Source organism: Streptomyces sp. NPDC043746 (assembly GCF_056436485.1).
Genome location: NZ_JBWKCM010000012.1, coordinates 1 through 25,769, shown reverse-complemented (window position 1 = coordinate 25,769; position 25,769 = coordinate 1). Strand labels below are relative to the sequence as shown.

The 25,769-nt window shown below is 70.2% G+C and carries 32 protein-coding genes and 2 pseudogenes; 11 read left to right on the top strand and 23 right to left on the bottom strand.

Features of this window, described 5'->3' with window-relative positions:
• The 9 genes from AC0682_RS15290 to AC0682_RS15250 all read left to right on the top strand — a co-directional run bounded on the left by AC0682_RS15290 (position 1) and on the right by AC0682_RS15250 (position 7,055).
• On the top strand, positions 1–327 hold the full coding sequence (locus AC0682_RS15290) for a transcriptional regulator (RefSeq protein ID WP_478533248.1): 327 nt from the start codon (positions 1–3) through the stop codon (positions 325–327).
• A gap of 1 nt (position 328) precedes the next feature.
• Positions 329–1,348, top strand: a complete 1,020-nt coding sequence (locus tag AC0682_RS15285; protein ID WP_478533247.1) for a hypothetical protein — start codon at positions 329–331, stop codon at positions 1,346–1,348.
• Complete coding sequence (locus AC0682_RS15280) at positions 1,348–2,052, top strand: ATP-binding protein (protein ID WP_478533245.1); 705 nt, start codon at positions 1,348–1,350, stop codon at positions 2,050–2,052. The genes AC0682_RS15285 and AC0682_RS15280 overlap by 1 nt, the downstream gene beginning before the upstream one ends.
• 118 nt (positions 2,053–2,170) lie before the next feature.
• A complete protein-coding gene (locus AC0682_RS15275) occupies positions 2,171–2,737 on the top strand; it encodes a WhiB family transcriptional regulator (protein ID WP_109180474.1) in 567 nt (188 codons plus the stop codon).
• Positions 2,734–3,801, top strand: a complete 1,068-nt coding sequence (locus AC0682_RS15270; RefSeq protein ID WP_478533244.1) for a DUF2637 domain-containing protein — start codon at positions 2,734–2,736, stop codon at positions 3,799–3,801. Before AC0682_RS15275 ends, AC0682_RS15270 begins: the two co-directional genes overlap by 4 nt.
• 102 nt (positions 3,802–3,903) lie before the next feature.
• Entirely contained in the window at positions 3,904–4,128 is a 225-nt protein-coding gene (locus tag AC0682_RS15265; protein WP_478533243.1) for a hypothetical protein, read from the top strand.
• On the top strand, positions 4,125–4,790 hold the full coding sequence (locus AC0682_RS15260) for a MobC family plasmid mobilization relaxosome protein (protein WP_478533242.1): 666 nt from the start codon (positions 4,125–4,127) through the stop codon (positions 4,788–4,790). The genes AC0682_RS15265 and AC0682_RS15260 overlap by 4 nt, the downstream gene beginning before the upstream one ends.
• Positions 4,790–6,562 (top strand): relaxase/mobilization nuclease domain-containing protein, encoded by a 1,773-nt coding sequence (locus AC0682_RS15255; protein ID WP_478533241.1) that lies wholly within the window; start codon positions 4,790–4,792, stop codon positions 6,560–6,562. The genes AC0682_RS15260 and AC0682_RS15255 overlap by 1 nt, the downstream gene beginning before the upstream one ends.
• A 106-nt stretch (positions 6,563–6,668) precedes the next feature.
• On the top strand, positions 6,669–7,055 hold the full coding sequence (locus AC0682_RS15250; protein WP_478533240.1) for a hypothetical protein: 387 nt from the start codon (positions 6,669–6,671) through the stop codon (positions 7,053–7,055).
• On the opposite strand, the gene AC0682_RS15245 is transcribed toward AC0682_RS15250, so the two are convergent.
• Together AC0682_RS15245 and AC0682_RS15240 are read right to left on the bottom strand one after the other, a co-directional pair.
• Complete coding sequence (locus tag AC0682_RS15245; protein ID WP_478533239.1) at positions 7,056–8,033, bottom strand: recombinase family protein; 978 nt, start codon at positions 8,031–8,033, stop codon at positions 7,056–7,058. It abuts the gene before it with no gap.
• A 197-nt stretch (positions 8,034–8,230) separates the two neighbouring features.
• A complete protein-coding gene (locus AC0682_RS15240) occupies positions 8,231–8,671 on the bottom strand; it encodes a universal stress protein (RefSeq protein ID WP_478533238.1) in 441 nt (146 codons plus the stop codon).
• A 268-nt stretch (positions 8,672–8,939) separates the two neighbouring features.
• Between AC0682_RS15240 and AC0682_RS15235 the strand changes: the two genes are divergently transcribed.
• Positions 8,940–9,176, top strand: coding sequence for a WXG100 family type VII secretion target (locus tag AC0682_RS15235; RefSeq protein ID WP_478533237.1), 237 nt, complete (start codon positions 8,940–8,942; stop codon positions 9,174–9,176).
• A 141-nt stretch (positions 9,177–9,317) separates the two neighbouring features.
• Here the strand turns inward: AC0682_RS15235 and AC0682_RS15230 are convergent, their stop codons facing one another.
• The 7 genes from AC0682_RS15230 to AC0682_RS15200 all read right to left on the bottom strand — a co-directional run bounded on the left by AC0682_RS15230 (position 9,318) and on the right by AC0682_RS15200 (position 14,808).
• Positions 9,318–12,347, bottom strand: coding sequence for a Tn3 family transposase (locus AC0682_RS15230; RefSeq protein WP_478533236.1), 3,030 nt, complete (start codon positions 12,345–12,347; stop codon positions 9,318–9,320).
• A gap of 277 nt (positions 12,348–12,624) precedes the next feature.
• Positions 12,625–12,858, bottom strand: a complete 234-nt coding sequence (locus AC0682_RS15225) for a hypothetical protein (RefSeq protein WP_056704973.1) — start codon at positions 12,856–12,858, stop codon at positions 12,625–12,627.
• A 9-nt stretch (positions 12,859–12,867) separates the two neighbouring features.
• Positions 12,868–13,125: a MarR family transcriptional regulator gene (locus AC0682_RS15220; RefSeq protein ID WP_478533235.1), complete on the bottom strand. Its 258-nt coding sequence runs from the start codon at positions 13,123–13,125 to the stop codon at positions 12,868–12,870.
• Between the two features lie 102 nt (positions 13,126–13,227).
• Entirely contained in the window at positions 13,228–13,557 is a 330-nt protein-coding gene (locus AC0682_RS15215; RefSeq protein WP_478533382.1) for an esterase, read from the bottom strand.
• An 88-nt stretch (positions 13,558–13,645) separates the two neighbouring features.
• Positions 13,646–13,858 (bottom strand): hypothetical protein, encoded by a 213-nt coding sequence (locus AC0682_RS15210; RefSeq protein WP_093761009.1) that lies wholly within the window; start codon positions 13,856–13,858, stop codon positions 13,646–13,648.
• Between the two features lie 137 nt (positions 13,859–13,995).
• Entirely contained in the window at positions 13,996–14,337 is a 342-nt protein-coding gene (locus AC0682_RS15205; RefSeq protein ID WP_307781635.1) for a winged helix-turn-helix transcriptional regulator, read from the bottom strand.
• 123 nt (positions 14,338–14,460) lie between these two features.
• Positions 14,461–14,808 (bottom strand): SPDY domain-containing protein, encoded by a 348-nt coding sequence (locus tag AC0682_RS15200; RefSeq protein ID WP_478533233.1) that lies wholly within the window; start codon positions 14,806–14,808, stop codon positions 14,461–14,463.
• 89 nt (positions 14,809–14,897) lie between these two features.
• On the opposite strand from AC0682_RS15200, the gene AC0682_RS15195 reads away from it, so the two are divergent.
• Positions 14,898–15,284 carry a hypothetical protein gene (locus AC0682_RS15195; RefSeq protein WP_478533232.1) on the top strand — a complete coding sequence of 129 codons (387 nt, stop codon included), beginning with the start codon at positions 14,898–14,900 and terminating at the stop codon, positions 15,282–15,284.
• A gap of 4 nt (positions 15,285–15,288) precedes the next feature.
• Here AC0682_RS15195 and AC0682_RS15190 read toward each other — a convergent pair whose 3' ends face one another.
• The 14 genes and pseudogenes from AC0682_RS15190 to AC0682_RS15125 all read right to left on the bottom strand — a co-directional run bounded on the left by AC0682_RS15190 (position 15,289) and on the right by AC0682_RS15125 (position 25,670).
• Positions 15,289–15,777, bottom strand: a complete 489-nt coding sequence (locus AC0682_RS15190; RefSeq protein ID WP_478533230.1) for a hypothetical protein — start codon at positions 15,775–15,777, stop codon at positions 15,289–15,291.
• 57 nt (positions 15,778–15,834) lie between these two features.
• Positions 15,835–16,785, bottom strand: coding sequence for an SPDY domain-containing protein (locus AC0682_RS15185; protein ID WP_478533228.1), 951 nt, complete (start codon positions 16,783–16,785; stop codon positions 15,835–15,837).
• A 115-nt stretch (positions 16,786–16,900) separates the two neighbouring features.
• Positions 16,901–17,752 (bottom strand): winged helix-turn-helix transcriptional regulator, encoded by an 852-nt coding sequence (locus AC0682_RS15180; RefSeq protein WP_478533227.1) that lies wholly within the window; start codon positions 17,750–17,752, stop codon positions 16,901–16,903.
• Positions 17,753–17,776: 24 nt separating this feature from the next.
• The gene (locus tag AC0682_RS15175) at positions 17,777–18,529 is read right to left on the bottom strand and encodes a large ATP-binding protein (RefSeq protein ID WP_478533226.1); all 753 of its coding nucleotides are present in this window, start codon (positions 18,527–18,529) and stop codon (positions 17,777–17,779) included.
• Positions 18,530–18,600: 71 nt separating this feature from the next.
• A complete protein-coding gene (locus AC0682_RS15170; protein WP_030804568.1) occupies positions 18,601–19,266 on the bottom strand; it encodes a hypothetical protein in 666 nt (221 codons plus the stop codon).
• Entirely contained in the window at positions 19,263–19,739 is a 477-nt protein-coding gene (locus AC0682_RS15165) for a hypothetical protein (protein ID WP_088576577.1), read from the bottom strand. The genes AC0682_RS15170 and AC0682_RS15165 overlap by 4 nt, the downstream gene beginning before the upstream one ends.
• On the bottom strand, positions 19,736–20,515 hold the full coding sequence (locus AC0682_RS15160) for a glycosyl hydrolase (RefSeq protein ID WP_478533224.1): 780 nt from the start codon (positions 20,513–20,515) through the stop codon (positions 19,736–19,738). The genes AC0682_RS15165 and AC0682_RS15160 overlap by 4 nt, the downstream gene beginning before the upstream one ends.
• On the bottom strand, positions 20,512–21,111 hold the full coding sequence (locus tag AC0682_RS15155) for a DUF4913 domain-containing protein (RefSeq protein WP_478533223.1): 600 nt from the start codon (positions 21,109–21,111) through the stop codon (positions 20,512–20,514). Before AC0682_RS15155 ends, AC0682_RS15160 begins: the two co-directional genes overlap by 4 nt.
• A 93-nt stretch (positions 21,112–21,204) precedes the next feature.
• A pseudogene (locus tag AC0682_RS15150) lies at positions 21,205–22,110 on the bottom strand (DNA cytosine methyltransferase); the annotation flags it as partial.
• Between the two features lie 121 nt (positions 22,111–22,231).
• Positions 22,232–22,333 (bottom strand): annotated as a pseudogene (locus tag AC0682_RS15145) (DNA cytosine methyltransferase); the annotation flags it as partial.
• A gap of 152 nt (positions 22,334–22,485) precedes the next feature.
• Positions 22,486–23,658: a DnaB-like helicase N-terminal domain-containing protein gene (locus tag AC0682_RS15140; protein ID WP_478533222.1), complete on the bottom strand. Its 1,173-nt coding sequence runs from the start codon at positions 23,656–23,658 to the stop codon at positions 22,486–22,488.
• On the bottom strand, positions 23,655–23,885 hold the full coding sequence (locus tag AC0682_RS15135; RefSeq protein WP_478533221.1) for a hypothetical protein: 231 nt from the start codon (positions 23,883–23,885) through the stop codon (positions 23,655–23,657). The genes AC0682_RS15140 and AC0682_RS15135 overlap by 4 nt, the downstream gene beginning before the upstream one ends.
• Positions 23,882–25,150, bottom strand: a complete 1,269-nt coding sequence (locus AC0682_RS15130) for a type IV secretory system conjugative DNA transfer family protein (protein WP_478533219.1) — start codon at positions 25,148–25,150, stop codon at positions 23,882–23,884. Before AC0682_RS15130 ends, AC0682_RS15135 begins: the two co-directional genes overlap by 4 nt.
• Before the next feature lie 79 nt (positions 25,151–25,229).
• On the bottom strand, positions 25,230–25,670 hold the full coding sequence (locus tag AC0682_RS15125; protein ID WP_478533218.1) for a hypothetical protein: 441 nt from the start codon (positions 25,668–25,670) through the stop codon (positions 25,230–25,232).
• Positions 25,671–25,769: the final 99 nt, after the last annotated feature.

The following is a 25,769-nucleotide window of genomic DNA, read 5'->3' as shown; positions in this document are numbered from 1 at the left end:
ATGCCTGCCATGCCGAGCGGAACCCCGACCTGCCCGGACGCCAGCCGCCGACACCGCCTCGCCGCCCAACTCGCCGACATGATCCCGGGCGCAGCCACTATCCGGGTCAGCCTCACCGAGCCGACGCAGGTGTGGCCCCACCCGCACACGATCGTGCAGGACAAGGCTGGTCGGTCGATGGAGCTGGGCCGGACGACATCCAGGGTCGCCGCCCGCTGGATCCTGAGGGTCTGGCCGGACGAAGACTGGACCCGCCCGCACACCTTCCGCCTCGCCGACGCCACCCTCACCCGCAGCGACTTGATCGCCGCCGAGCGGGGCCGCTGAGATGGCCCGGATCCGAACCGTCAAGCCGGAGGCGTTCACGTCCGAGTCGCTCGCCGAAGTGACCGTGGCGGCCGAGCGGACCTTCTTCGGCCTGCTCACCCAGGCCGACGACCATGGCCGCCACCGGGACAACGCCGCGATCATCGCGGGGCTTCTCTGGCCCCTGCGCGCCGAGCACACCTCGGTCCACGTCGAAGACGACCTCCACCAGCTCGCGAATGCCGGACTGATCTGCCGATACACCGGATGCGACGGCCGCCTCTACCTCCACATCGTGACCTGGTCCGAGCATCAGAAGATCGACAAGCCGAGCCAGTCGCGCCTGCCCTCGTGCCCGCAGCACCAGGCTGCCGACCGGTGCGCCCCCTGCAAGGGCTCCTGCTCCCGGCGGGGGAACGGCTTGCCCACCACTTCCCGAGGACTCGCTGAGACCTCGGCGAGGGCACCCCGAGCCCTCGATCTGCCCGCCGCACCCTCCTCGACGGTGTCGGAACAGGCAGACGGGCCAAGCGCCGACCGGCAGGACGCCGCCGATGGAGCCAGCAGCGCACCCGGGCGGACCGGAGTTAAAAGTGCAGGTCAGAGGGTTGCATCTGGCGGCTCCCCGAACCTTCCCCGAAGCCTCCCCGAAGGCTCGGCGCCTGGATCTAGGATCTTGGATCCTGGATCTCTTGTCCCTACGGGGCGCACAGCGCCCGCAGCCGGCATCTCCGCCAAGGACCTCGTCGGGGAGTACGTCGCCGGGTGCGACCAGCGCCCCCCGAGCGACGTGATCGGGCAACTCGGCCGGATCATCAAGAAGCTCCTGGACGAGGGCATCGCACCGGCGCACATCCGAGCCGGGCTGGCGAACTTCACGGCCAACCCCAAGCACCCGAGCGTGCTGACCAGCATGGTCAACGAGGCGATGAACGCTCGCCCCGGCGGTTTGGCGCGGCCGGGAATCCGGCCTAACGTGCCCGCCCACCAGGCGTGGACCAACCCGGCCAACGCTTCTGCCGCCTACGCCGAGGAGCTGTGATGCACACCCGTCACCGCGAACCCCAGCTCCTCGGCAACGAAGCCACGCTGGAGCGCATGGCCCGGATCCTGGCCGCCCGCAACATTGACCCGGTGGACGCCGCGCTGCCGGACGACGCCGAGCCCTTCTCACCGCTGGACGCTCTGCTCGCCGGGATGCCCCCGCGCTATCAAGCGGCTGTCGCCGACCACCCCACGGTCCTGGAGTGGGTCCGGAAGGTCACCGACGCGGCCGTCGCCCCCAGCCGAGGAGCCCGACGACAGGTCACCACCGGCCCTAGCTTGCTGATGGCCGGGGTCGTCGGCGCGGGCAAGACGCACCAGGCGTACGGCGCGCTCCGAGCGCTGGTGCAGAGCGGGGTCGGCGCGCGCTGGCGCGCGACCACCGCCGCCGACCTCTACGCCGATCTCCGCCCCCGGCCCGGGGTGGACAGCGAGCGGGAGCTGGCGGCCGTCAGCCGCTGCCCGCTGCTGATCATCGACGACCTCGGCGCGGCCAAGGCGAGCGAGTGGGTCGAGGAGATCACGTACCGGCTGATCAACCGACGGTACAACTACGAACTCCCCACGCTGATCACGACCAACCTGGCGATCAAGGACCTGCGTTCCTACCTCGGGGACCGAGTCGCCAGCAGGCTCGCGCAGATGACCACCCGAGTCGAGTTCGAGGCCGTCGACCGCAGACGCCACAGCGCCGCCGCCTGACCCTCCACAGGCCACCCCGCCGGACCGCGCCCTCGCAGCGCCGTCCCCCCGGGCACCTACCGCCAGCGCACCTCTCCGCCGACGCCTCTGCGCGCGGAGAGCGATCGGAGCACCCCGCATGACCAGCACGATGAACGGCCCCGCCCAGCACCGTCAGCTCGGCGACCAGACCTGGCAGGCCGACGCCGTCTGCCAGAGCACCGAGTACAACCCGGTGGACCCCGAAGTCTTCTTCCCCGAACCCGACGAGACCGCCAAGATCGCCACGGCCAAGGCCCTGTGCGGCCAGTGCCCGGTCCGCCGCACCTGCCTGGACGCCGCTCTGGAAGGGGGTGACACCGACGGGATCCGTGGCGGCCTGACGGAAGAGGAGCGCGGGCCGCTGCACGACAAGCTCGCCAGCCGCCTCGACTACAGCCGCGTCAATGCCACCATCGCCGGACGCGACGTGCACCTCACCCATACGGAGCGCCGCGCGGTCGAGTACGCGGCCTACCGCCACGGGGTGAGCGAGCAGCGCCTGGCCTGGCTTCTGAAGGTCACCGAGGAGCACGCCAAGAAGCGGTACCGCGAGATCCGCCGGGCCGAGCGCAACCGAACCCTGAACCAGCCCACCACGAACACCACACCCCCCGAGACCAGCGGCGAGCGCCTGATCCGCGACGACTTCGGGACGGCGGCATGAACATCGCAAGCGCGTCGAAGACGGCGCACATATCCGGGTGGGACCGCGCGGCTGTCGTGGCCCTCGGGGGCGCGGGATGCGCACTGTCGTACGACGCCCTGCAGCAGATGGCCGTGGCCATCCACATCCGAGGCTTCCTTACCTACCTGTTCCCCCTGGTGATCGACGGGTTCATCGCCTACGGCATCCGCGCCCTCCTGGTCCTGCGCAACGCACCGCTGCGCGCCCGGCTCTACGTCTGGACGCTCTTCGGCACGGCCACCGCCGCCAGCATCTGGGCCAACGCACTCCACGCGGTGCGCATCAACCAGGACACGGTCGCCGGCACCGGCCTCCAACTCAGTGACGCGGTGGTTGCGGTGCTCTCCACCATCGCCCCGCTCGCACTGGCCGGAGCGGTCCACCTCTACATCCTCATTGCCCGGGGCCCGGTCGAGGGCTCTGGCCGGCAGAACCTCGGTCAGCCCGGTCACCTCGGTGAGACCGACCGGAGCGACGCCATCGAGGTCACCCGGACCGACCGAGCCGGTCAGCAGCGGTCAGCGGCCGGTCAGGTCACGTCCGGTCAGTCGGTCACCGCTCTGACCGACCGGCTGCCGCTGTCCCCGACCGACGAGGACACCGCCGCCCGGTCAGTGACCGGAGACTCGACCCCGGCGACCAGCGACCAGTCGGTCACCGACCACCACAACCGCAGCCACGGTGCCCCTGACCTGCCGGGACAGACGGACAAGGGCCGGACGGTCACTGACCGCCCCAGCAGTGCGGCCCCGGTCGGTGATGACCAGGACAGCCCGGCGGCGGTCAGTGCCGCACCGGTCACCTCGCCGCCGGTCACTGACCGGGCCGCTCGGCCGACTGGTGACCGGCGGCCTGACCCGGACACCGAGGAGCTGTTGGCGATCGCCCGGTCGGCGGTCAGGGCCGAGGACAAACTGACCCGCAAGGTGGTCGCCCAGGCGATCCGAGGTCAGCAGATCCCGCTGTCCAGCGACACCCTGACCGCGCTGATGGCTCAGCTGCGCGAGCAGCACCGCCAGCCGGTCACTTCCTCCCGGCCCTGACCGAACCTCCACGGAGTGGGTGACCGAACCGGTCACCCCGGCCGGTCACCCACTCCGCATGTCACCGACACACCCCGCCACAGCAGAAGCGGAGAGCACCCGATGCGTACTCACCCGGCCACGCCCGCCGAAGTCGACTCCTGGCTGACCGTCCTGCACCAGTACGGACACCTCCACCGCGCCCGGTCCGGCCCCGACACCACCTGGATCGTGCAACGCGAGCAGCATGACCGGCCCTGGACCCTGCACCACCCCGTCCTGGCCATGGACTGGATCGAGGAACTCGTCCGCGAAATCCAGCAGCAGGACCCGGAGACGAGCCGGTGAACACCAATGACCCGGCGGCCACCTCCGCTGGACAGCAGCGTGACCCCACCACGGCTCCTGGCGGAGCAAGCTATCGCGTACGACGGTCCTACGGCCCGACGTACGCACTTGCCCCCGCCCAGGAGGGCGGGGGAAGCCCGGCTGGTCCCCGAGCGAGGGCGCACGGGGACCAGCCGGGCAACCGGCACCAGGGGGCGCCGGTCACCGGGGGAGAAGCCGATCGCGACGATCACCGCGAGCAGCCGAGCCCGAGCACGCCCGCCTACCCCGACCGCAAACCGCGCCGCCGCACCCGCAACCCCAGCGAGCGCACCCGCAAGACGACCACCCGTCTCTCCGACACCGAGAAGACCGAGATCGCCGAGGCCGCCACCAAGCGCGGCGTCACCGTCGCTCGCTTCCTCGCCGTCTCCGGCCTGAGCGCCGCCCGCGGATGCGCCGCCGTGCACAGCAACGACCAGCTCGACACCGCCATCGACGAACTCGCCGCTCTGCGCACCGCGCTGGCCCGCATCGGCAACAACATCAATCAGATCGCCTTCGTCCTCAACAGCGGTGGCCAGCCGCGCGCCGGTGAACTCGAACACGCGCTGAGCGCGCTGACCGGACTTCTCGCCCGCGTTGATGACGCGGCGAACGACCTGGTGACCCGGCGGCTGTGATGGTTCCCGACATCGGACGCGGCTCCCGGACCCACGGCCTGCTCGTCTACCTGTACGGCCCCGGGCGGCGCGAGGAGCACACCGACGCACACCTCGTCGGCTCCTGGGACGGCTTCGCGCCCGACCCCGGCCGCGACACCGGCCTCGACCCCGACCCGAAGGTCACCCTCGCCCGGCTCACCGCCGCCCTGGACCTGCGGGTCAAGCAGGCCGGCGACCGCGCGCCCGCCAAGCACGTCTGGCACTGCTCGGTCCGCACCGCCCCCGGGGACCGGCGGCTGGACGACGAGGAGTGGAACGCCGTCGCCCAGCGCATCGTCCACGCCACCGGCATCGCCCCGGACGGTGATCCCGACGGCTGCCGGTGGATCGCCGTCCGCCACGCGGAAGACCACATCCACGTCGTCGCCACCCTCGTACGCGGCGACCTGCGCAACCCGCGCCTGAACTACGACTTCAACAAGGCCCAGGCCGAATGCCGCCGCATCGAGCAGGAGATGGGCCTGCGGCGCCTGAACGCGGGCGACGGAACCGCAGCGAAGAATCCCAGCAGCGCCGAGAAGTTCAAGGCTGAGCGCACCGGCCGCCCGGAGACCTCGCGCGAGACGCTCCGCGAGGCCGTTCGTCGAGCCGTGGCGGGAGCGGATTCGGAAGAGGAGTTCTTCACGCGGCTCCGAGAAGCGGGGGTACGGGTGAAGCTGCGACACGCACCGTCCGGTGACGCGCTCGGCTACAACGTGGCCCTGCCCGGCGACCGCAACCGCGACGGAGCCCCGGTCTGGTACCCCGGCTCCAAACTGGCCCCCGACCTCTCCCTTCCGAAGATCCGCCTACGCCTCACCTACGGGGCCGTCGAGCCGAGCGCGCCCGCGGTCGGCGCTGACCGGACTAACTGGTCACCGCCCGCCCGTCAACGACGCAACGCCACCGTCATCGCAGAGCGCTCAGCCACGCTCCTGGAACGCGACGAGGACGGCGAGGCCGCCCCCCAGCTCGTCGGCGTCGGAGAACTCCTTGACGCAGTGGCCCAGACCTCACCGGCCACCACCCGCACCGAGCTGGCCGCTGCAGCTCGCGCCTTCGAACGGGCGACCCGCAGTCATGTCCGCGCCGAACGCGCCGACACCCGAGCCCTCCGCTCAGCCGCCCGAGGCATTGTCCAGGCCGGCGGAGCGCTCGGCCGAGGCGAGGACGGCGGCACCACCGCCATGCTCGTCTCCACCCTCGTCCTCGTCACCCTCGCCGCCGCCCGCTGGCACTCCGCCCGCGGACACGCCCAGCAGGCCCACGCTTCCCGACAAGCCGCCGCGCACCTACGCACCGCCTACCGCCAGGCCGCCGCCACCCCGATGCGCATGCTGCACGACCAAGGCCGCGCCCTTCCTGACGCCCAGCGCCTCATGCACGAGGCCACCCTTCGCGCAGTCCTGCCCGAGAAGGTCGTACAGGCAGGAGGCACGGAAGCGAGGACCGACGCCTTGGTCGCCACCCTCGCCCAGGCAGAGCGGGCAGGCCATGACTCCGAAGCCCTCCTGCGCCAGGCCATCGACATGCGCGAACTCGACAGCGCCGACGACGTGAACGACGTCCTGGTCTGGCGCCTGCGGCGCATCGCCCAGCTCCCGGCACACCCGGGTGACAGTGCCCGTCGTCCGCAGGCCGCCACCCGCCAGGCCACTACGCCGAGCAGCCGCACCAGTGAACGAAACGCGACGGCAGCCGTACCGCTCGGAACTGCTCAAGACCCCAACCGCCGCTCGCCACGTCGCTGACCACGTCGAACCGGACGGAGACGACCGGCCGAGCGGACGCCGCGAAATGTATGGACAGCCGGTTCCACCGGCTGTTACGGATGAAGACAGGACCGACAACCGGGAGATGACGCTCGTGCTCAGAACCACCACCCGCACCACGGAGCCGGCACCCCTCCTGCCCACTGGTACCGACCCCCTGCTGCAGCTCCAGGCCGAGACGCGGTCGGCCGACGGCCCCGGGGCAATTCGCTGCGTCGGCCACTCACGCGAACTCGCTCTCGGCGGCATGCCCGTGATGTGCTCCGCCTGCCGTGCCCGACGCGACTGGCTGCTCATCAACCACGGGCGCAACGTCTGGGTCCGCTGCCGGTGCGGCAACCAGTGGCTCGAGCCCGAGATCAGGCGCGCCGACTTCGATGCCCTGGTCGGCGGCCCCCAGGGGACGACCTACCCGAGTGTCGAGGCCCAGTTCTCGTATAGCTGCCGCCAGGTGGCGAGTAACTGCGAGTAACTACACGGGGCTGCGGTCGCGTTGCCGAAGAGCGGCGAAGTCGTCGTGCGCCGCCTCAACGGCCTCGGGGTACGCCTGGGCCTTCTCGTGCTCGGCGAGCGCCCGGTAGATGCTGGCCACGGACGGGCTCTGTCCCTTGCGCTTGCCGGTGGGGATGATGAGGTCGGGCTGGATCTGCTCGACGGACTCGCCGAGTGCTTTCCGGCGGAGCACGGTGTGCAGCATGTCGTCGGTGATGACCGGCGGCCGGCCGCCGTACTTGCCCTTGCGGGCTGCGGCGTCGAGCCCTTCGAGCGTCGACTCGCGGATGGTCTCCCGCTCGGTCTCCGCCATCGCGGCGAAGAAGCCGAACAGCAGCTTGCCGGGCCCGGTGGGGTCGTAGATGCCGGGCAGCGGCCCGGCGAGCATCTCCAGCACCAGGCCGTGCTCGGTCAGATGATCCGCGAGGGCGGTGAGCTCTGCCGCGTCCCGTCCCAGCCTCTTCATCTCGTACACCGTGAACAGGACCCGGCAATGCGGGGCGTGCGCCTTGATCTCCCGGGCGGTCTTCAGCGCCTCCTCGAAGGCGGGGCGGACCTTGATGCGGGTGCTGATCTTCTCGCTGAAGATCTTCTCCCGCTCGATGCCGTGCTTGGCGAGCGCGTCCAGCTGCGAATCGAGTTCCTGCCCGAGCGTCGAGCATCTCGCGTACCCGATGCGGATGTCCGCGCTCGGCAGGTCCGGGTCGACGGCCGCGGGCACGGGGGCGCCGGGCCGCCACGGCTGGCCGGGCCCGCGGTCGGCCGGGGTCTGCACCCGCAGTTCCTTCGCGAGCTTGGGCACCTTGGTGAAGCGGCCGGTGTGGTACGCGCTGGCGACCGCCCCGCTGCGTGAGCGGCACGGCGAGCCGGGGGCCGCCTTGCACTTCGGGCACGGATGGCGTTCGACGAGATCGGCTTCCGACTCGGCGGGCGGGGAGGGCTCTTGAGGGTCCGTCATGCCCGGAGTTTCGCACAACTCAAGTCGCAGAACCCTACTCCCGCCACTTTCGAGTGAGAACGGCTTCTGCGACCCGATCGGCTTCTCGGCGGCCTCCGTCCGGCTCTATTTGATCTTGCTCGGGCAAAGGACCGTTTGTGATAGTAGGGCAGGTGCGACGTGGGACCAATTACCGGCTGGGGGTGCTGCTGACTAGATCAGGCCCTCCCCTGCAACTGCACCGTCAAGACCTCGCACGGCGCACCATGGTTGGCGTCGTTGGTGGCAGAGTCCCGTAGCAGCGCCACGCCGTGCCGACCATGGCTGCCGACCACGATCAGGTCGCAGTTCTGCTCCTTGGCCAGTTGGTAGATCTCTTGACGAGGCTCGCCGTAGATCAGGTGCGAATCGCCACGGCTAACCGCCGGGTACTTGTCGAACTGACGATCCATGCGCTTCTTGACCTGGTCGGGCTGCTGCTCCGCCATTTTCGACGGGTCCATCATCACGGCACCACCGAAGGCATGGGCCATCGGCTCGACAGCATGCACGAACGAGACCTTGGTACCGCCGCCGGCGGCGAGTTCCATGGCGCGCTCGATCACCGGTTCGGTTTCTTCGGTGAGGTCCACCGGAACCAGAATGTGTTCGTAGGGCATGAGCAGTTCTCCGCTTCCTGTACGGGTAGGCCCCGTTTCGTGGGAGCCATGAGCCGATCATGAGCCACTACGGGCACGTACAGGACGCGAATCCGCCAGATTCACCGCAAGGTGGCACGGCCTCGGTACTGGAACATCGGTACAGCGGTGGCAGTGAGATTGATCAAGGCCCGAAGGGTATTGGCGGTGCCGTCGCGTTGAGCACCGGCCAAACAGAGTTGGAGCGCACGGGCCGTGACCACTTCCGGGGTGTCACGTTAGGCCAGGCATGATCACCAGACGAGTTCTGCCTGCCACCCTCACCGTCGCTGCCCTGGGCCTTGCGCTCGCCCCGGCGGCCCAGGCCGCGCCCCCCGCGCAGACCGATCGCACAGCCGCAGGGATCAGCGGACTGTTCGCCAATCTGACCAGTTCCGTCGAGGGCATCGGAAACCAGTGGCAGGGCGACGCGGCCACGGCCTCCAACTTCGCGGCCAAGATCGGCCGCTCCCTCCCGGGCATCTAACAACCCACCACTTCTCACGAGAAGGGCCCGTGGGGCAGTGCCGGGGCCGATCCGGCTTGCGGGGAGGTCACTCCTCCCCGCCGTCGTCGAGCTCCGGGCGTCCGGGGCGCGCAGCGGGCGCAGACCCTGGCTGCCGCCAGCTCAGCTCGGAGCGCCGACCGACTCGCCTTGTGGACTGCGCGGACCGGGCACGGTGGCCGCAAGGTCCAGGTCGAGACGACTGTTCATATCCAGTTCGAACCGGCCATACGGATTCACGTGGGTCCAGAACAGCGGCGACAGCCCCCGCCGGTCCGCCTCGGTGAGCGTGTCCGCCCACTTCGGGTCGGCCAAAACCTGCTGTACAAGCAAGGTATTCACATGCACGAGACTGCTCTGCAAAAGGTGCAGGGCGAGCATCGAGACCTCTTGGCTCTCCTTGTCCGCACCCGTCAGGTCGCCGTCCTTGCCGTAGAACAGGTCGGAGTTCGCCGAGTTCCAGTTCTCCACCACCTGCAAGCCCTCGCCGATCTCCTTGCGCATCTCCGCATCCGACAGGTAGTCGCAGATGAACGCCGTACGCACCACGCGCCCCAGCTCCTCGATCGCCTGGTAGGTCGGGTGCTTGGGGCCGCCCTTGGTGAAGCGGCGCAGGACCTGCTCGGCCTCGGCGGTGCCGAGGCGCAGGGCGGTGGTGTACTTCACGATCTGGTCGTACTGCTGGGTGATCAGGTCCCAGTCGATCGTGCGGGTGGAGAGCACCGGGGCCAGGTGCGGCCAGTTCTTGTCCTCGCCCGCCGCCGGCCGGTACAGCCGGGCCCGCCCGATGTTCTTCAGCCGGGGCATCAGCTTGAAGTCCAGCATGTGCGCGAACGCGAACCCGACGATCGAGGCGCCGTGGGTGTCGGTGTACTGCCGGTCGACCTCCATGTCGGTGCAGTGCCGCAGCACGCCCTCGATCATCGAGGCGACCTCGGACGCCGAACAGGACTTCAGCTGGCTGTAGATGCACACCGACTTTCGTTCCACATGCCAATAAATCATGACCCCCGGGCCCCGGTACCGCTGGTGCCACTCCGTCATGAAGTTGGACGACCACGCACCGAACTTGCGGCTGTCGGAGGCGCACGCCGTCCCGCTGCCCCACCACATCTCGTCGCGGGCCGCGAAGGTGGCGTTGACCAGCTTCACCAGGGCCGCGCGTATGTTGGCCCGGTTCACGAACAGGTGCCGCACCCGGCGGAGCGTCGCCTCCGACTCACCGTGCTTGCCGGTCACCGCGACCCGCTTGATCCCCATGTTCGTGCCCAGTCCGAAAAGGACCAGCAGCAGCCTTCTCCGGAGCACCTCCCGGGACAGGTTCTCGCGGGTGGCCACCGTGGTGAACTCGGCGATGAAGTCGGTGTCGAACTCCGCGTACTTCAGGATGTCCAGCAGATCGATGGTGCCCCAGCGCCGTTCGATCTCCCCCTTCACCGCGACCAGGTTCTCCGGCTCCTCCTGCTTGGGCCGCGGCGAGACCTTAATCCACGGCTCGCCGTTCTTCTTGACGATCGCCACCCCGCCCGTGGTGTCGTTGGACAGCGCGGCCTCGAAGCGGTCCAGGGCCTCGCGGTGCATCCTCTGCAACTCCGCGATGAACTTCGCCGGGTCCTGGGGCTTTTGGATCGCGTCGTAGTGCACGTCCCGGTTGTCCTCGAAATCCTGCGGCAGGTCGTCCTCCGGATTGCGCCACCGGTTCGCCCCCACCACCCAGATCTCCCGGCGCCGCAACGCCTCGCGCAGGGACACCAGCACGCACAGCTCGTACGGGATGCGTTCCACGCGGCCCTTGTCGTCCACCACCGCCGCCCGCCACTGATCGGGCACCACACCCTCCAGCGGCACGGCCTCCGCCGCGTCGAAGAACGCACCCTCCTTCGAAGGCTGCTCCAGGTACCGCTGGAGCAGGTCGATAGCGTCCATCACCGGCCGGTAGGCGGTGTTGTTGCACTTGAGCGTCAACGCCTTCAACAGCGGGGTGAGCATCCGCCGCCAGTGCGCCGAGTACGCGGAGCGCAGCACGGTGCGGATACGCGCCTTGTACTTGGCCTCGTTCGCCGCGGCCTCCGCCGCCAGGGCCTTGAGCGTCTTCTCCCCGCCGACCACCGGGTAGATCACCCTGCGGACCGTGCCCGACGGCTCGGACAAGGCCGCCTCGGCGACCCGCAGCATCATCGCCTCCTTGCCCCGCACCTTCTTCAGCTCACCCGTCAGCTCCTTGTCGACCTTCTTCTCCGCCCGCGTGTTGATCTTCAGCACCAGCTGGATGAACAGCTCCACCAGCGAGTCCGTGATCTCGGTGTGCCGCACATGGCACAGCGCGGCCAGCAGCGTCAGGCGCATCGGCGGCTTCATCCGCTCCAGGTTCGCCGGGTACTCCTTCGCCGCCCGCGCCCGCCAGGCGTCCACCTGCTTCTCCGACACGTCCGCGAACAGGTCGGCCGGAAGCTCCAGCTTCCGCACCCGCTGGAGCTTGTCCACCTCCGCGAACAAGCTCTCCAGCCCCGGGGCTCCCGGGTCGGCCTTGAGCTCGGTGAAGAACGACCGCCCGCCCCCGGCCACCGCCTGGTCCTCAGCCGTCTCGTCGCCGTCCTCGCTGCCCGCGACCAGGTCCTCCAGCCGCGAGCGGGTCGCGTGGGACAGCCGGTCCACGGTGGTACGGCAGAACCGCGTATCGAAGTCCCGGACCGCCTTGCCCACCAGGCGCCGGACCTTGGCCGGGGCCGGCGGCTCGACGAAGTCGTTGCGGCAGCGGGCCACGACCGCCTCCGCCAGCCGGTCACGCGACAGTTCCACCCCGCACAGCTCGGCCGTCAGCCACTCGGCCAGCCGCTCCTGGTCCTCCTCCGTACCCGCCCGGAACCCGAAGGCTTTACGGATCTCCTTGCGGTGGCGCTTGATCCGGTCGCCCTGCCAGTCGTATGCCGCCCACGCCTCCGCCGGCACCTTCACCTGCTGGGCCACGTATCCCACCGCGGCGGCCGGGACTTCCCTGTCGGTCTCCGGGAAGCGGGCCTCCACCTCGAAGAACTTCAGCAGCATCGCGAAGCCCAGCCTGTTCGCCCCGGACTTGTTCCGCAGTCGCTTCATATCGTCTTCGAGCAGCGTCCAGACCTCGATGAGGTCCTCCGGCTCCCAGTCCTGCCGCACCCGTGCACCCCTCGCTCCGAATCAGATGATCACCACAGCGTGGCGACCTGCCGGTGGAAGCGAAGCGGATAGATTCAATCCGTTGCCAAAGGGTTACTCAGCGCTACTCGCCACCTGGCGGCAGCTATACGAGAACTGGGCCGGTCGAGGTGGGCTTGACCGCACTCGGGTTCGACGGCGTATTTGCCGGCATCTACCTGGAGTAGGCGAGCACCAGACGGAACGCCGAAGGGCGCCACCGGCATGTCGGTGGCGCCCTTCGGCGTGCAGGTGAGGTTCAGCCGCGTGCGCTGTCCTTCGCCAGCCCACCCCGGAAGTCGCACCCCGGGCATTCGTCTTCACCCTGGACGTGTCCCTCGTACCAGCCGTGGACCGCCGCATGCAGGATGGCCTCCTCCACGGTGGCCTCGCCGCTACGGACTGACTCGATGGCTCCGCCGACGATCAACCCGAGTACGGCGTTGTCGGTCGAGGGGAACGGGGGCGAGGGCATCTGCGAGTCGGGCGTCATGCCCGCAGCCTACGGGCGAGCACCCGCTCGGTCAGTCGGTCGGGGTGGTCTCCTGTCGGGGGAGCTGTGCAGGTCGCTGCGAAATCCCCGGCCGACCGGCCTCCAGTTCTGGAACGTGGACGGCTTCCAGCGGGGACGGTCCGGAACGCTGTCGTCGTCGGGCGAGGGCAGGCTGCCCCGGCTCTTGCGGCTGCGGGTCGCGCCGACGCTGATACCCAGGTGGGCGGCGACCTCCGGGTATCCCCAGAGCCTCTGGTCGTCGGCCATGGTGTCCTCCTTCGTCGGGTCGAGCGTACGGAACGAACGGGTGGACGCACGACGAGGCCGCCCCAGCCTGAGCGGCGTGGGGCGGCCTTCGGCGGTCCTCGGTCAGACTCCGGAGAGCCGGTTGGAGAGTTCGAGGGCGTCGGTCGCGAATGAGAGGGCGGCGCACAGGCCGGTCACCTCGTACAGGGTCGGACGGACCAGGCGCGGCCAGTCGTCCGGGGCGGCGGGCCAGGAACCGAGGAGTACCTCGGCCGTGGTCAGCCCCAGGTAAGCCGTGACGTCCCAGCCGCTGCGCGAGGCGGGCTCCCAGCGCAGCCGGATGCGCCCGAGGGGAAGTTGGGGGGACTTGGCGGCGAGCCAGGTGACGTCGAGGGGGCCGTCGGGGCGGGTGGAGATGCGCTGGAGAAGCGCGCTGTGCACGCCGTCCGGCATGGGGCGCACGGCGACATCGTGCAGCGCGAGACGAGGTGCGGGGCGCGAGAGCGACGAGATGGAAGCCTCCGTGGGGGTAGGGAAGCGATCAAGCCCAGGTGAGGGCATCGCGCGCCCCCACAGGGAGGTAGTCCTCCTGACCGTCATCGGCGATATACGCCTTGCCGTCGCGGACGACGACCTCGGCCCCCACGAAGTGGGCGAAGGGGAAGTCCGGGTTGACGGCGAGACGGACCGGCAGGTTGGGGTCGAGTTCCAGGAGCTGGCGAAGCAGGTGACCGACGGTCAGATACTGGGGCACGGAAACCTCCGAGAGCGGTATGGGCGGACGGGGCAGGACTGGCGGGGACATCGTCAGGGGGCGTCGAGGCGGAGCAGGTCGCGTAGGGCCTTCGGGCCCTCGGTGTGGTCTGCGAGATGCTGCCGACAGTGGAGCCGCTAGGTCAGCCGGTAGCGAGGTGGGAGGGGAACCGCGCCTTCCTCCGAGACGACTAGGCCGTCGGCGTGCAGGCGCTGTAGCGAGCTGGCGACTCGTTCCTGGCTCAGCCCCGTGGCGGCGCTGATCTTGGAGAGGGGCGCGTCGGGGTTACCGGACAGGTAGGCGACGACACGGGTGTCGCGACGGCGGAGGTGGTCCTGGAAGATCCCGGCGGTGTACAGCAGCAGCACCCCGCAGCAGACCTGGGGGATGCCGCGCGAGGCCATGCCGGAACCCGTGATGGCGTCGTAGGCCGCGAACACGGCGGTGCCGGAGCCGACGACGTGGTTCGCGATTCTCACGAGGTCATCGGAGTAGATGGTCATTTCAATGCCTTTCGGTCAGGAAGAAGAGGAGCGGTCGGTCGCCGGGACGGGCGCGGTGAACGGGGCGGGCCGACGTCGGCCCGCCCCGTAGTTCGGCGGTCAGCGCGAGGAGTGAGTGGCGAGGGCGACGAGGAATCCGGCGACGGCCTCGGAGGGGGTGTGGATGCCGAACTCCTGGACCCACACCTCGCCGTCGGCGGGCAGCACCTGGACGCGCCAGACGATCTCGCGCGCCCAGGCGGAGGGGTCTTCGGGGAGCCAGCCGACGTAGACGCCGCCGTCCGGGCTGGTCGCGTGGACGTTGGCCTCCGGGGTCTCGGCGATCGTCCAGCCGAGAGCGTCCAGGAGGTCGAGCACCGGAGCGGCGCAGTAGTCGGAGGAGAGCCAGTAGCGGTCTTCCACGGCGGGGCGGACGACGGCGGGCAGGAGGGTGGCGGAGGTGTTCACGGTTGGACGATCCCTTCGTTGACCTGCGGTTTTCCCGACACCCGTACGTTGGCATGCAGCATGCCGAAGTGCGTAGTCGTTTCTCGGGGATGCCGTCTGCCGTGGGCGAACTGGAGACCACCAGCGAGCGGTCGGCGGGACGGGAATGGATCGGCGACCGCGGTTGTCGTACCTGGGTTGCGGGACCGCACGTCGGTGAAGGGGAGCAGGGGATGGCCGAGGCGAGCAGACACTGGGACGGCGCCGGACTGGAATGCAAGATCCGCGCCGCCGGACGGCCCTGGACCGTGGGCGACATCGCGATGGTCGCCGACGGCCAGTGGGGAGTCGGCGCACAGCCCGACCGGTGGCCGGAGGAGGAGACGGTGGAGCGCCGGGTCGCCGAAGGCCGGCGCGTGGAGCTGACGGTGGAGGAGCTGGCCCGCGCGGTGGGCCCCCGGGCCGAAGAGGGCCCCCGCGACGAGAATCGGAGCTAAGCGTTCAACGTCGGGGCCCCGTTGTGGGCGCTGACGGCCCTACGACCGCCGCCGGAGAGGGCGGTTCGGGCACGGCCCCCGGGGCGTGCCGCGTCTGCCCGGAGCGGGCGACAGCGGCCTGAGCCAGCCGAACCGCCGGTGCCGCAACCTCGGGTGCGGCGGCCTCCCGGGCCTCCACCACGCGCCGGATCGCCTGGAGGTACGCACGGCTCTCCGCGTGGGCGACGCGGAGCTTGACCGCCGTTTCGGTGATCCGGTCGAGTTCGTAGAAGTCAGGCACGTACCCACGCCGGGACAGGGCGTGAAGACGGTCCTGGTGAACGGTTACCGCGTTGTCCGTGATGGCCAGGGCCGCGCGGGTGTGCATGGCGCAGCGCAGGAGCGGGTCCTCGTTGGGGCGGCGGACCCCTAGGACCTCAAGAGCTTCGATGGGTTGGCCCCAGGCGTTCTCGATCATGGCCGTGGCCTGGTCGAGCATGGTGGTGGTGGGCATGGTGGAACTCCTGTTGGGCGGGGACGGTCGCGAGTGGAGTGCGGCCTGGGGTGGGAGTCAGCGTCCGCGCAGGGGCGTCGGCGAGCTGGCCGGCAGCCGAGCAGAGGGCGCGGTCGCCGAGTGTCCCGTCCGTTTCTGCGCCGCCCCCGTGGAGCGGCTCTGCGCGGCCGTCACCCGGAGGTCGGCTGCCGTGCGTGGTGCCCGCGCGGCACGGTGTACGGCCTGGGTGACCGCGGTGCGGCGTACGTCCAGCGGAGTCGGAGCGCGCCGGACCTGAGCCTCGGCGATCGGCGTGGCTGAAGCGACCGGGGTCATGGTGACCAAGTGCTGCATCCGCCAGTCGACTTGGTGGCGCTCGCGGACCACCGGGGTCGACTTCGCCATCACAGCGGCGGTTGCGGCGATCAAGTGGGACGGGGTGCGGGCCGTGAACGTCGCTTCGGCACGAGTGCCCCAGCCCGGCGGGCCAGCCCACAGCTCGACGGTCGTGCGGTCGGAGCCGTATCCGCGCCGATCGATAAGGATGCCCGCTTGGTCGTCAGGAGCGATGATCTCGACGGTGCCGAGTTCAGCAGCTCCGTCAAGGTTCCAGCCGCCATCGGTCAGCGGCCGGATGGTGTCCCTCCAGGGGACGGTTGGTCCTGTCAAGAAGCGGCCGGGGGTGTCGGAGGCGATGGCTGCGTCGTAGTCCTGGACCAGTGCGGCGGTGAGGCCGGCGACCATCTCGGCCGGGGTGACGTGGTTGAACGTCGCCGTCCAGCGAGGCGCCGAGAAGGCGTCCTCGGCTGCGCTGATCTTCCACAGTTCGAAGTCGTCGCCGAACCAGCCGATCCGAATCCGTTGGTCGGGAGAGGTCACGAGGAGCTGGCAGGGGCCCTCATCGAGGTACTGATGGGGCCAGTGGGCGACGGGCTCGAAGCCAGCCTCGCCGGTCCCGTTGGAACCAGCCAGATACATGGGGCTGACCAGTACCTCTTGGTACCGGGTCGGGTCATCAGGGGCGTACATGGTCGAGTCTCCGGAAGCGAAGGAGGAGAACGGATCCGCGTATGCAGCGGCGGGAGCCGCCGGAGCGCACGCGGATGCCGTAGTGGCGGCGAGTGGCCTCTCGTTCTCACCCCCATCACCGGCCCCGGCCCGGTGCCGACTGAGCGGTCACGGCCGCCGGCACCCGCGGTTCCGGCTGAGGCGCGTGGCTGAACATGACGTTCGACGCGGCGGCGCTCCGTCGAAGGGCCGCCGCAGTCCGGGCGCTCTCGGCTCCCGCCCCCAGCGGAATGCCGACGTGGGTCCGCGTGGCTGCCGCTGCCTGAAGCGGTGCCGCCGTTCCACCCCGCAGCGAGAAGGGCTGACTCCAGTGCTCGACACTCGCGTAGACGGCCCCCAACGCCTGGCCGGCATCGGTGAGCACGTACGGGTCTCCGTGCCGGGAGCCCGTCCGCGTGACCAGGCCATCGGCCTGGAGCCGGACAAGTCGCTGCCGTGCGAGGCCGTAGTCCAGACCGGCCGACTCGGCGATGTGAACGAACCGCATCTGGCCGTCAGCCGAATCGAGGGCCTGAATCACGGCAGTTGAGTGCCGAAGATGCAGGCGGCGCAGCGCGTCCTCGACACGCTCGGCTTCGGCCATCGGTACTTGTGACAGGTGGGTGCGGGACCAGTCCGAGACCGTGCGGAGGACGGGGGCCAGAGACGTGCCGAGCGCGCTGAGCCGGTACGGCGCACCCTGCCGGTCGTCATCCCGGATCACCAGTCCGTCAGCGTGCATCGTGGCCAGCCGTTTGCCGACGAACTGCTCACTGACGAAGGGGAGCTGCGCAGCAACGTCGCGGACGCGCACGGGGCCCTTCACCTGGGCCAGGGTCATCGCGGCCCAGGTGGTCCACTTGGGCCCGATCCGGGCGAGAGCCTCATCGACGCGCTGGGCGTCGATGGAAGCGATGGAGAAGGTGGGAGGCAGGCCGGGCGTAGCCATGGTGGGGTCCTTATCGGGATGAGGTCAGCGTGAGCGGGGGGTTGCGAGGGAGGTCCTGGCGACGGGCACGGCGGCCGGGCCGGAGAGCGCGCCTGACGTGGTCCGCGTGGTGGTGCGGCCGAGGGCGGCGGACACCCGGGAGGCCGTCGCACGACCATCACGCAGGGCGGCTTCCCCCTGCGCAGTGAGCGAGAGGAGCTGGCCGGGCCGGTACACGTTCTCGGTGATGTCCGGATGCAGTAGCCCGTCGGCGACCAGCCGCTGCACGGTCTGTGGGAAGACAGCCGGGTCCTGCCACTGGGCCTTCTCCCGCGAGATGTACGGGTCCTCGCCGATCGCGTTGCGGCGAAAGCGAACACCTCCGGCCGCAACCGCTTCGAGGGCTACCAGCCCGCGCTCCCCGGCGACGGCCCAGTCGTCGTCCCGGTGGGGCCTCGTCTTCTGGCCCGGCCCGTGGCTCTTGTTGCTCGCGTGTTGAGCAGGCTCGGGCGAGGAAAGAAGCTGGCGGTAGGCGGACAGGGACTCGACGAGCTGGCTGTATGCCCGGTCCTGCTGGGCCAGGCCGTCTCCGAGATCCGGGAGAGCTGTCCGCAGCAGCGCGTACGAGACCTGGGCTCGGCCGACTTCACCGCGACCAGTGCCTTCGAGTAGGCGCTGAGCGCGCTGGACCGCGTTGAGTACGCTCTCGTGTCGTTCGTCCAGCGCCGCTGCGGCTTCGATGACGCGTGCAGCGGCCTGGTGCAGCGGCCCCTCCGGACCATGTGCGAGGGCGTGCACGCTGACATCCCCGACACCGAGCACTTCGACGACGAGATAAGGCCCAGGGTGTGTGTCTGCGTCGTACGGGTTCACTCCGTCGTCTCCATCCGGGCGAGCAGGGAGCGGACCAGAGCGGGCAGGCTCCCGGGATCGTTGTCGAGCCGAGGGCGGTCGCTCACTTCGCTGAGGAGATCGGCGTCATCGAGCAGGCCAGTGGAGATCTCCAAGCAGGCGTCGGTGATCCGGGCGGCGGCGAGCAGCGACTGGGAGAGAACCTCGACGTAGTCGTCCGGCGCGAGGCCGGCGGCCTCGGCTGCGTTGCGGACCGCCTCCAACTCAAGCGCGTTGAAGGCGAAGTCGAACTCGTCGTCCCGCTCAGTACCACCGGGCGCGGCGACGATCGGGGCGCGTGGCTCCGTGGGTATGCCCACGCGGGTACAGATCTCATCGACCGAGGAGGTCAGCTCGGCGAACGACTCGGTGAGCCACCCCAGCGCAGAGGCGTAGGAGGCCAGAGCGAACAGGCCCGCCGAACCAGCAGGGCGGGGCTCGCTGGCCACGAAGCCCTCGAACCGGTCGTTCAGCTCGGTGATCACGCGGGGCCCAGCGGCCAGCGGACCCAAGACGGGATGCAGGTAGGAGCGGGCGGCGGCCGTCGGGTACTCGGCGGCAGGGATGCCGCCGACGTTCTGAGCGGCCTCGGTGAGGAGATCCGCCAGCTCTGAACGGGTGAGCGCAGTACGGTCGTTGGTCATCGCTGGGCGACCTTTCGAGAAGCAGTGGCCGAGGGCGGCGCTGGTGACGGGGCAGCCGCGCGGCCCGTTGCCGGCCGTTCGGTGGTGAGCGTCGAGCGAGACCGGGCGGCCTGCACGCGGGCCTCCGTGGCGGAGTCCGGGCCGATCCCTTGCTGGGGCTCGGTCCGTAGGTGGGCCGCGCGGTAGACCGCGTAGTCCTTCCGGCTGCCAGCCGCCACGAGGTAGATCTCGCGCTTGTGGGTCGAGGTCGGTGGCGCTTGGCGGAACTGGATGACCAGCCGGTAAGAGACCTCCGGGTCGACGTACACCTTGTGGAAGCCGGCGAGGCGGCCCTTCAACGGCAAGCAGTCGTCGCTTCCGTGCACCAGGTTCTGCAGCTCCAGCAAGGCCAAATCGCGTATCTCAGAGGGGAGTTCCCGCAGGTCGGCGATGGCGTCAGGGTGCGCGGCGAAGGCGAAGCGGGCGCGGCTCACAGCAGCCTCCCCTGGGCCGCGCGCTGGACCGGTACCGCCGCTGACGCGCGGGGCGCGTCGAGCCCGGTCTGCGGTGTCGGAGAGGTTCCGGCGGACCGGGAGAGGGCGATGCGGGCGATGCGGGCCCGGACGACAGCACCGTTGTGGTCGCTGTACTCCGGAGGCTCGGGCAGCGGTTCGCTGCGCTCGTCCAGCCAGGTCTGGGCGACGCCGACGTCGGGGAAGGCGCCCTCGCGCATCGTGTAAGTGCCGGCATCGTGGTTCCACTCCTCGTAGAAGAGGCGAACCGGTGCCTGGGTGGCCTGGGAGTCGTTGACGAGTGTCCACGCCTCGCTGGGGTTGTCGTCAGAGGTGTAGGTGTCGAGGACCTCGTAGCGGGCGCCCGACTTCTGGATCTGCTGTTCCATCTGGAGGGTGAGGTCGTCGGCGGGCTCGATGTAGTCGCCACCGTGCAGTGCGATCCGTTCGAGCGGGCAGCCGCGTTCTGCCAGCCAGTTCTGTGCGAAGGACGCCGTGGCGTGGTGACTAGTCTCGAACGTGAACGTGGACTGCCGCAGATCCCGAGCGACGGCGATCGCAACGAGCTGTGGCTCGCCGGGTATCCCCCAGGTGACCGATCGGTCGTGGGCGAGGACGAAGCTGTGCGAACCGTTGGGCGTGGTGTGGTGCTGGGACAGCACCGTCAGGTCGCCAGTCCAGAGGGCCTCCATCGCCTCCTCGGAGTCGTCGTCGACCGGCGAGAGATCGTCGAGGCCGAAGTCGAGAATGTCGTTCACGCCGCCGCCCCCGCCTGCTCGGGCGCCGGGGTGGCCAGCACCCGGTGATTGGGGCGAGTTGCGCTGGTCGTGCAGGCCGCGAACGGTCCGTCGGGCGCACGCAGGTGCGCCAAGGTTTGGTCCAGGTGGTCGCGGTGCCAGGTCGAGGGGCCGGACAGGCCGGCCTCCGTGTCGGTGAACTGCTGCCAGGCGAGCCAGAGTGCGTGGAGCCGGGCGACGGCCTCGGGGTGTTCGTGCCAGTGCGCGCACCAGGGACGGCTCGTGCTGATCTCCCGGCCGTACACCGGCAGGAAGAGGTAGTTCACCCAGTCGCTGAGAGCAGCGAGTTCGACGGCATACTCCTTGCCGCCCAGGGCGAGGATGAACACCGAGGCGGGGCCGTCGGGCTTCTTCCCGTCAGCCGCCTCGGCTTCCGGAGCGCCGTCCGGCGGCTGGATGGCGTCGGATTCGGGCTCGGAGCCGAGGCGGTCGAGGATGACGCCGTGCTGCCTGACCTCGGCCATGGTCTTGGCGAGCGTGCTGGCGAGGTCGTCGAGGTCTGCGTCGGGGACGCGGTACGGCTCGGGGCCGGGGGAGGTCGGGCTGGTGTCGGCCATGGGGGTGTGCTCCATCTGTGAGACGGCGACATGCCCGAGAGGATCCGGAGAATCAGCGATTTGGTCCGGCCGGAAGAACGCGGTAGTGGAGCGCTATCGGTCGGCGCAGCGGGGACAGCGGGGAAAGGGCGGGGCCAGCAACTGCAAGGCACGCGCAGCCTGTTGCGGGACGACGCCGTTGCCGAGCGCGGTGAGCTGCGCTGGACGGCCGAGCCCCGGAGTCGCGGTGACCCAGCCGGTGTCGAGGCCCTGCATCCACTCCACGAAGTCCGAGCGGAGCCGACCGGCCGCGTCCGTGGGAGCCGGGGCAGGACGGGTGAGCCTCTCCCATCGGGTGATGGCGGATCCGTACGCTCCCCATCGCCGGTCCGCGCCCCCGCCTCCGGCGTCTCCTCCGCCCAGAGGGGCAGGACCACCGCCGACAAGGGAGGCCGCCATCCCTTCCCGGGGCGGCGGCCCGGGGTGCCCGTGTCGCTGGCCCTCGGCGTCGGCAACAACGACGCAGCCGCACTGGGCAGGGTCATGTCGCCATTGCCGTGCCGCTGGTTCGGCGAGCCCTTGATTCCGTCCGACGCCTTCGGTGTCGGCAGCAGCAGCCACTCGACCTCGTCGGCCAGGTTCGGGCCGTGCCCCCCGCTCTTCCGCTTCGATGGATGCTGGCTGCCGCCGTTCTTTCCGATGTTGCTGGTCGGCGTCTTCAGCAGGGTGCCCGGCGGGCCATGCGGCGAGGAAGGTCCGCTCGCGGCGGTGCGGGGCCCCGACGTCGGAGGCGCGAAGCACGAGCCACTTCGCGTCGTACCCGAGGTCGGCCAGGGATCCGAGTACGGCACCGAGTGCCCGCAGAGCAGGCTGACCTGCGGTGTCTCCCAGACACCACGGGCAGGGTTCCACGTCGCCAGGGGAACCGGCGGGGGAGGTGAGGAGGCCGCGCACATTCTCGATCACAACCAGGCAGGGTCGGAGGGCTGAGACCGCACGGGCGACGTGCAGCCAGAGCCCGGAGCGGGTCTGGGCGTTGAGTCCGGCCCGGCGGCCGGCGACCGAGACGTCTTTGACAGGGGAAGCCGGCCGTCAGGACGCACACCCGGGGGACGGTGCACCAGTCGACGGCGGTGATATCGCCCAGGTTCGGGACGCCAGGCCAGTGGCGGGCCAGGATGCGTGAGGCGTTCGGGTCGACCTCGGCGTGCCAGGCCAGCGTGCCGCCGAGCGCGGACTGCACGCCCAGATCGAGGCCGCCGTACCCCGAGCAGAGAGACCCGATCAACGGGGCGGCGAGGCTCGGGGCCGTGGCGCGTAGGTCCGGCGCGGGTGCGGAGGTGGAGTAGATCAAGGCGAGTTCCAGGGGCAGAAGAGGCTGGTGGGGAGGGGATCTCACGGGTGGCCGCGCGAGGGTGGTCGGGCTGCTGACAGCGTGGGGAGACGGCTGGCCGGGGCTGGAGGTGACGCGCCTGGGCGTGGTGTGCTGCGGGCGCGGGCGGCCTTCACTCGGTCGGGCGGCGGCTCGGCCACCGACGGAGCGGATGCCGTGGTCTTCGGAGCCGGACTGCTGTTCGCGGTGGCCCAGCGGGCACGTACCTCGTCGAGCGGACCGAGTTCGTGCAGGGCGTGGTTGATCAGCCGGCCGGGCCCCAGAACCTCGTCCTGGGCCAGGGTCCGGATGGCTCGCGCGGAGGCGGCGGCGGTGCGGGTGACGGAGGAGCGCATCACCCGCTGTCCGAACCAGTCAGCGCCGCCGGGGACCATGCCTTCGCAGACGGCGGTCAGCTGCTCGCTCGACACAGTGCCGTCGGCCAGCAGGCCGCGTCGCTGGGCCTCCCAGAGCAGGGTGATCCGGTCGATGGGTTCGCCTCGGTGGTGCAGCGCGCCCAGGCACCGGTAGAGCTGCCCGTGGGTCGGGTCGGCGAAGTCTCCCGGCCGCAGCCAGGCCACCACCTCGCCCATGGCCCCCGGCTGTTCGGCGAGGACGGCCAGGAGGAACCGCTCGTCCTCGGCGACCTGGCCGCTCTGCGCCGGAGGCGGGATGTCCGTGGCGGCAGAGGGCCCAGCGGTGGGTGGGATCGGTCGAGGATCGGTTCCCCAGCGTCGCGCAAGGTCGGTGAGTACGCCGGTCAGGACGTCCGCCGTGCGCAACGCTCCCTCGACCTCGCCCTGGACGGCGTCGGCCCGAGCCGCCTGGTGGAGACGGATCGCGTGCTGGGCGACGGTGCGGTGAATCGCCCCCTCCAGCACCATGCGTCCGTACACCGGGGCGTGCTCGGTTCGGGGACACGCCTGGATCAGGGTGTGGGCGTACGCCGCGGTCAGCCCGCGCACGTGCTGTCCGGCCTCCTCGACCGCGTCGGTCACCCACGACAGCGGCAACGGACCAGCGGCCGAGAGCGCGGGATGCCCGTCGTTGCGCAGCTTGCGGAGCGCGGCGAACAGCGCCTGGTGGACGGGCCGATAGAAGTGGTCCGCAGCGAGCCACTCCAGGTGCGTGAGCTGCTCGGGGTCGAGGAGTGCGGCACCGAGGACCGCCTGCTCGGCACTCATCAGCGGGTTCACCGCCGGCCTCCGGGATCAACGCAGGACGCCTCGTCCTGCCGGATGAGGAGGTTGGCGACTGCCTGGTCGGCAGCGGCCATCGACAGCGCGAAGTCGTCCAGGACGGCGGTGAAGGCGGGATCGGAGGCGGGAACCGAGCCGGCCCCGCCGTCGAGCCACCACCGGCCACCGCGCAGGACGACCGGAGCGTGGGCCAACCGCCTCTGCTGTGGTGTGGGCGCGCTCATGCCGACAGTCCAAGATCGTCCTGGCCGATGCTCTTCGCGAGGGCACGCTCGGTGATGGCCTTCGTTGCGCGAGCGGAAGCCGGGCCGACCACCTTGGCGGAGGGCTCCTTGTACCAGGGCTTGAGGTTGAGCATGGCGACCCGGATGCCGGTGGCCAGCAGCAGAACCTTGCCCTTGGGCAGGGCGCGGATGGCGTCCGGCGGAAGGATCCGCTCCGTGCGCATGCTCACCGAGGTGGACTTGCCGCCCTCGCTGGTCGACACCGAGGTGGTCTGAACGTCATGGTCACCGACCTGTCGGCTGAGGCGGTCCGCGAAGTCGGCGTCGTCGATGCCCGAGCCGATGATCTTGACGGTGGCGGCGGAGTACAGGGCGTCCATACCGGCCTCGCCCCAGCACCGCTGGCCCTGACGGTAGGACTGCAGGATCGTCATCGGGATGACGCCTCGGCTGCCCAAGTGGCTGTAGAGATCAGGGAGGTCCGAGATGCGGCAGACGTTCGCCGCCTCGTCGAGGACGCACAGGGCGGGCGGGTCGAGTCGCCCGCCGGAGCGCTCGGCGACGATCACGGCCGCGCGCATCACGGCGTCGGCCGCCGCCGCGATGATCGCGGACGCACTGCCGCCGCCGTCCTTGCTCAGCAGATAAAGGGTGTCGCGGGAGGTGGCGAAGGCGAACGGCTGGAACTCGGGGAGGTCCTCGTTCGGGGTGACCCAGGCGGCGACGTCCGGGTCGAGCAGGCAGCTCGCGTACTGCCTCGCCGTCTCATAGATGCCGTCGCGCGTTTCGGTCGCGCCGGAGACGGTGCCCTGGAGCTGGGCGGCGACGGCATGGTGGCCGGCGTCGGTGAGCAGGTCCACCGGGGTGCGGTCGGCCGGCATCGCGAGCCAGGCCAGGACGTCGGTGATCGGCCGCCGGTGGGACGCGGCGGCGAGGAAGAGGGCGCCGAGGGTGTTGCTCGCGGCGGTTGACCAGAAGTCGGAGCCGCTGGACTCGTCCACGCTCGCCGTCACGAAGTGCCCCGCCAACCTCTTCGCCCCGGCGAGATCGCGGGCGTCGGCGAGGATGTCCCACCACATCTCGCGCGGGTGGTGGGCGATCTGCTGCGGATCGAGGGTCCAGATCGTGCCGACCTCGGCGCGGGCGTCCAGCGTGGTGGTGAAGGCGTCGTTCGCGGCTTTGTTGCTGGTCAGTAGGACCGGGCCCGGTGCCGAGAGGATCGCGGGGATCGCCAGCCCGGACGTCTTGCCGGAACGCGGAGCCATGATCGCGACGATCACGTCCTCCCAGGACGCGCGGACCTCCGCACGACCGGGATCGAGGGTGCCGAGCAGGATGCCGCGGTCAGCGGGCAGGACCTCTTTTACTCTCCCGGCCGCCCAGGCTCGGGCGGAGGCTCTTCGCTTTGGCGACGATCTCCTTGTCCAGTAGCGGCGCCAGGTCCGCCTTGCGGGCGAGGCCGGACTTGGACCCGGCACGCCAGCGCATCCACAGCACCGCAGCGGTGACGACCAGGGCAACGGTGAGCAAGCCGGGGACGACGCGGGCACCGACCATCAGCATGCTGGTGCTCAAGGTCGGCCACAGCACCTCCGGGTGCAGCAGCGCGTCCGTGACGCGGAAGGGGGCCCATGTCCCGCTCCCGACGAAGGTATTGGTGAGATTTCCGGTTAGCCAGGCCAGGGAGCCGAAGGCCATGGCGGCGCCGAGGATGCCGAACAGGAGGTAGAGGAGCGCGTCCGACCCGGTGGTGGTCGAGGGCGCGCTGGTGCGCGGGGAGGGCACGGCGGTCCTACCTTTCAAGACGTGGGTCCGCTCCGGTCATTCGTAAGATCGGAGGGCCCGGGGGTTCTGGGTATGGCTGGCATGGCGGAGACCGCTCGA

Coding starts and splice junctions, on each gene's coding strand:
- AC0682_RS15280 (WP_478533245.1), top strand. CDS start 1,348: ATGCACACCCGTCACCGCGAACCCCAGCTCCTCGGCAACGAAGCCACG.
- AC0682_RS15220 (WP_478533235.1), bottom strand. CDS start 13,125: ATGGCCGACGACCAGAGGCTCTGGGGATACCCGGAGGTCGCCGCCCAC.
- AC0682_RS15275 (WP_109180474.1), top strand. CDS start 2,171: ATGACCAGCACGATGAACGGCCCCGCCCAGCACCGTCAGCTCGGCGAC.
- AC0682_RS15245 (WP_478533239.1), bottom strand. CDS start 8,033: ATGACGGACCCTCAAGAGCCCTCCCCGCCCGCCGAGTCGGAAGCCGAT.
- AC0682_RS15265 (WP_478533243.1), top strand. CDS start 3,904: ATGCGTACTCACCCGGCCACGCCCGCCGAAGTCGACTCCTGGCTGACC.
- AC0682_RS15270 (WP_478533244.1), top strand. CDS start 2,734: ATGAACATCGCAAGCGCGTCGAAGACGGCGCACATATCCGGGTGGGAC.
- AC0682_RS15290 (WP_478533248.1), top strand. CDS start 1: ATGCCTGCCATGCCGAGCGGAACCCCGACCTGCCCGGACGCCAGCCGC.
- AC0682_RS15190 (WP_478533230.1), bottom strand. CDS start 15,777: ATGCCCACCACCACCATGCTCGACCAGGCCACGGCCATGATCGAGAAC.
- AC0682_RS15225 (WP_056704973.1), bottom strand. CDS start 12,858: ATGACGCCCGACTCGCAGATGCCCTCGCCCCCGTTCCCCTCGACCGAC.
- AC0682_RS15185 (WP_478533228.1), bottom strand. CDS start 16,785: ATGTACGCCCCTGATGACCCGACCCGGTACCAAGAGGTACTGGTCAGC.
- AC0682_RS15250 (WP_478533240.1), top strand. CDS start 6,669: ATGACGCTCGTGCTCAGAACCACCACCCGCACCACGGAGCCGGCACCC.
- AC0682_RS15180 (WP_478533227.1), bottom strand. CDS start 17,752: ATGGCTACGCCCGGCCTGCCTCCCACCTTCTCCATCGCTTCCATCGAC.
- AC0682_RS15170 (WP_030804568.1), bottom strand. CDS start 19,266: ATGACCAACGACCGTACTGCGCTCACCCGTTCAGAGCTGGCGGATCTC.
- AC0682_RS15215 (WP_478533382.1), bottom strand. CDS start 13,557: ATGCCGGACGGCGTGCACAGCGCGCTTCTCCAGCGCATCTCCACCCGC.
- AC0682_RS15155 (WP_478533223.1), bottom strand. CDS start 21,111: ATGGCCGACACCAGCCCGACCTCCCCCGGCCCCGAGCCGTACCGCGTC.
- AC0682_RS15235 (WP_478533237.1), top strand. CDS start 8,940: ATGATCACCAGACGAGTTCTGCCTGCCACCCTCACCGTCGCTGCCCTG.
- AC0682_RS15135 (WP_478533221.1), bottom strand. CDS start 23,885: ATGAGCGCGCCCACACCACAGCAGAGGCGGTTGGCCCACGCTCCGGTC.
- AC0682_RS15195 (WP_478533232.1), top strand. CDS start 14,898: ATGCCGTCTGCCGTGGGCGAACTGGAGACCACCAGCGAGCGGTCGGCG.
- AC0682_RS15130 (WP_478533219.1), bottom strand. CDS start 25,150: ATGGCTCCGCGTTCCGGCAAGACGTCCGGGCTGGCGATCCCCGCGATC.
- AC0682_RS15285 (WP_478533247.1), top strand. CDS start 329: ATGGCCCGGATCCGAACCGTCAAGCCGGAGGCGTTCACGTCCGAGTCG.
- AC0682_RS15255 (WP_478533241.1), top strand. CDS start 4,790: ATGGTTCCCGACATCGGACGCGGCTCCCGGACCCACGGCCTGCTCGTC.
- AC0682_RS15240 (WP_478533238.1), bottom strand. CDS start 8,671: ATGCCCTACGAACACATTCTGGTTCCGGTGGACCTCACCGAAGAAACC.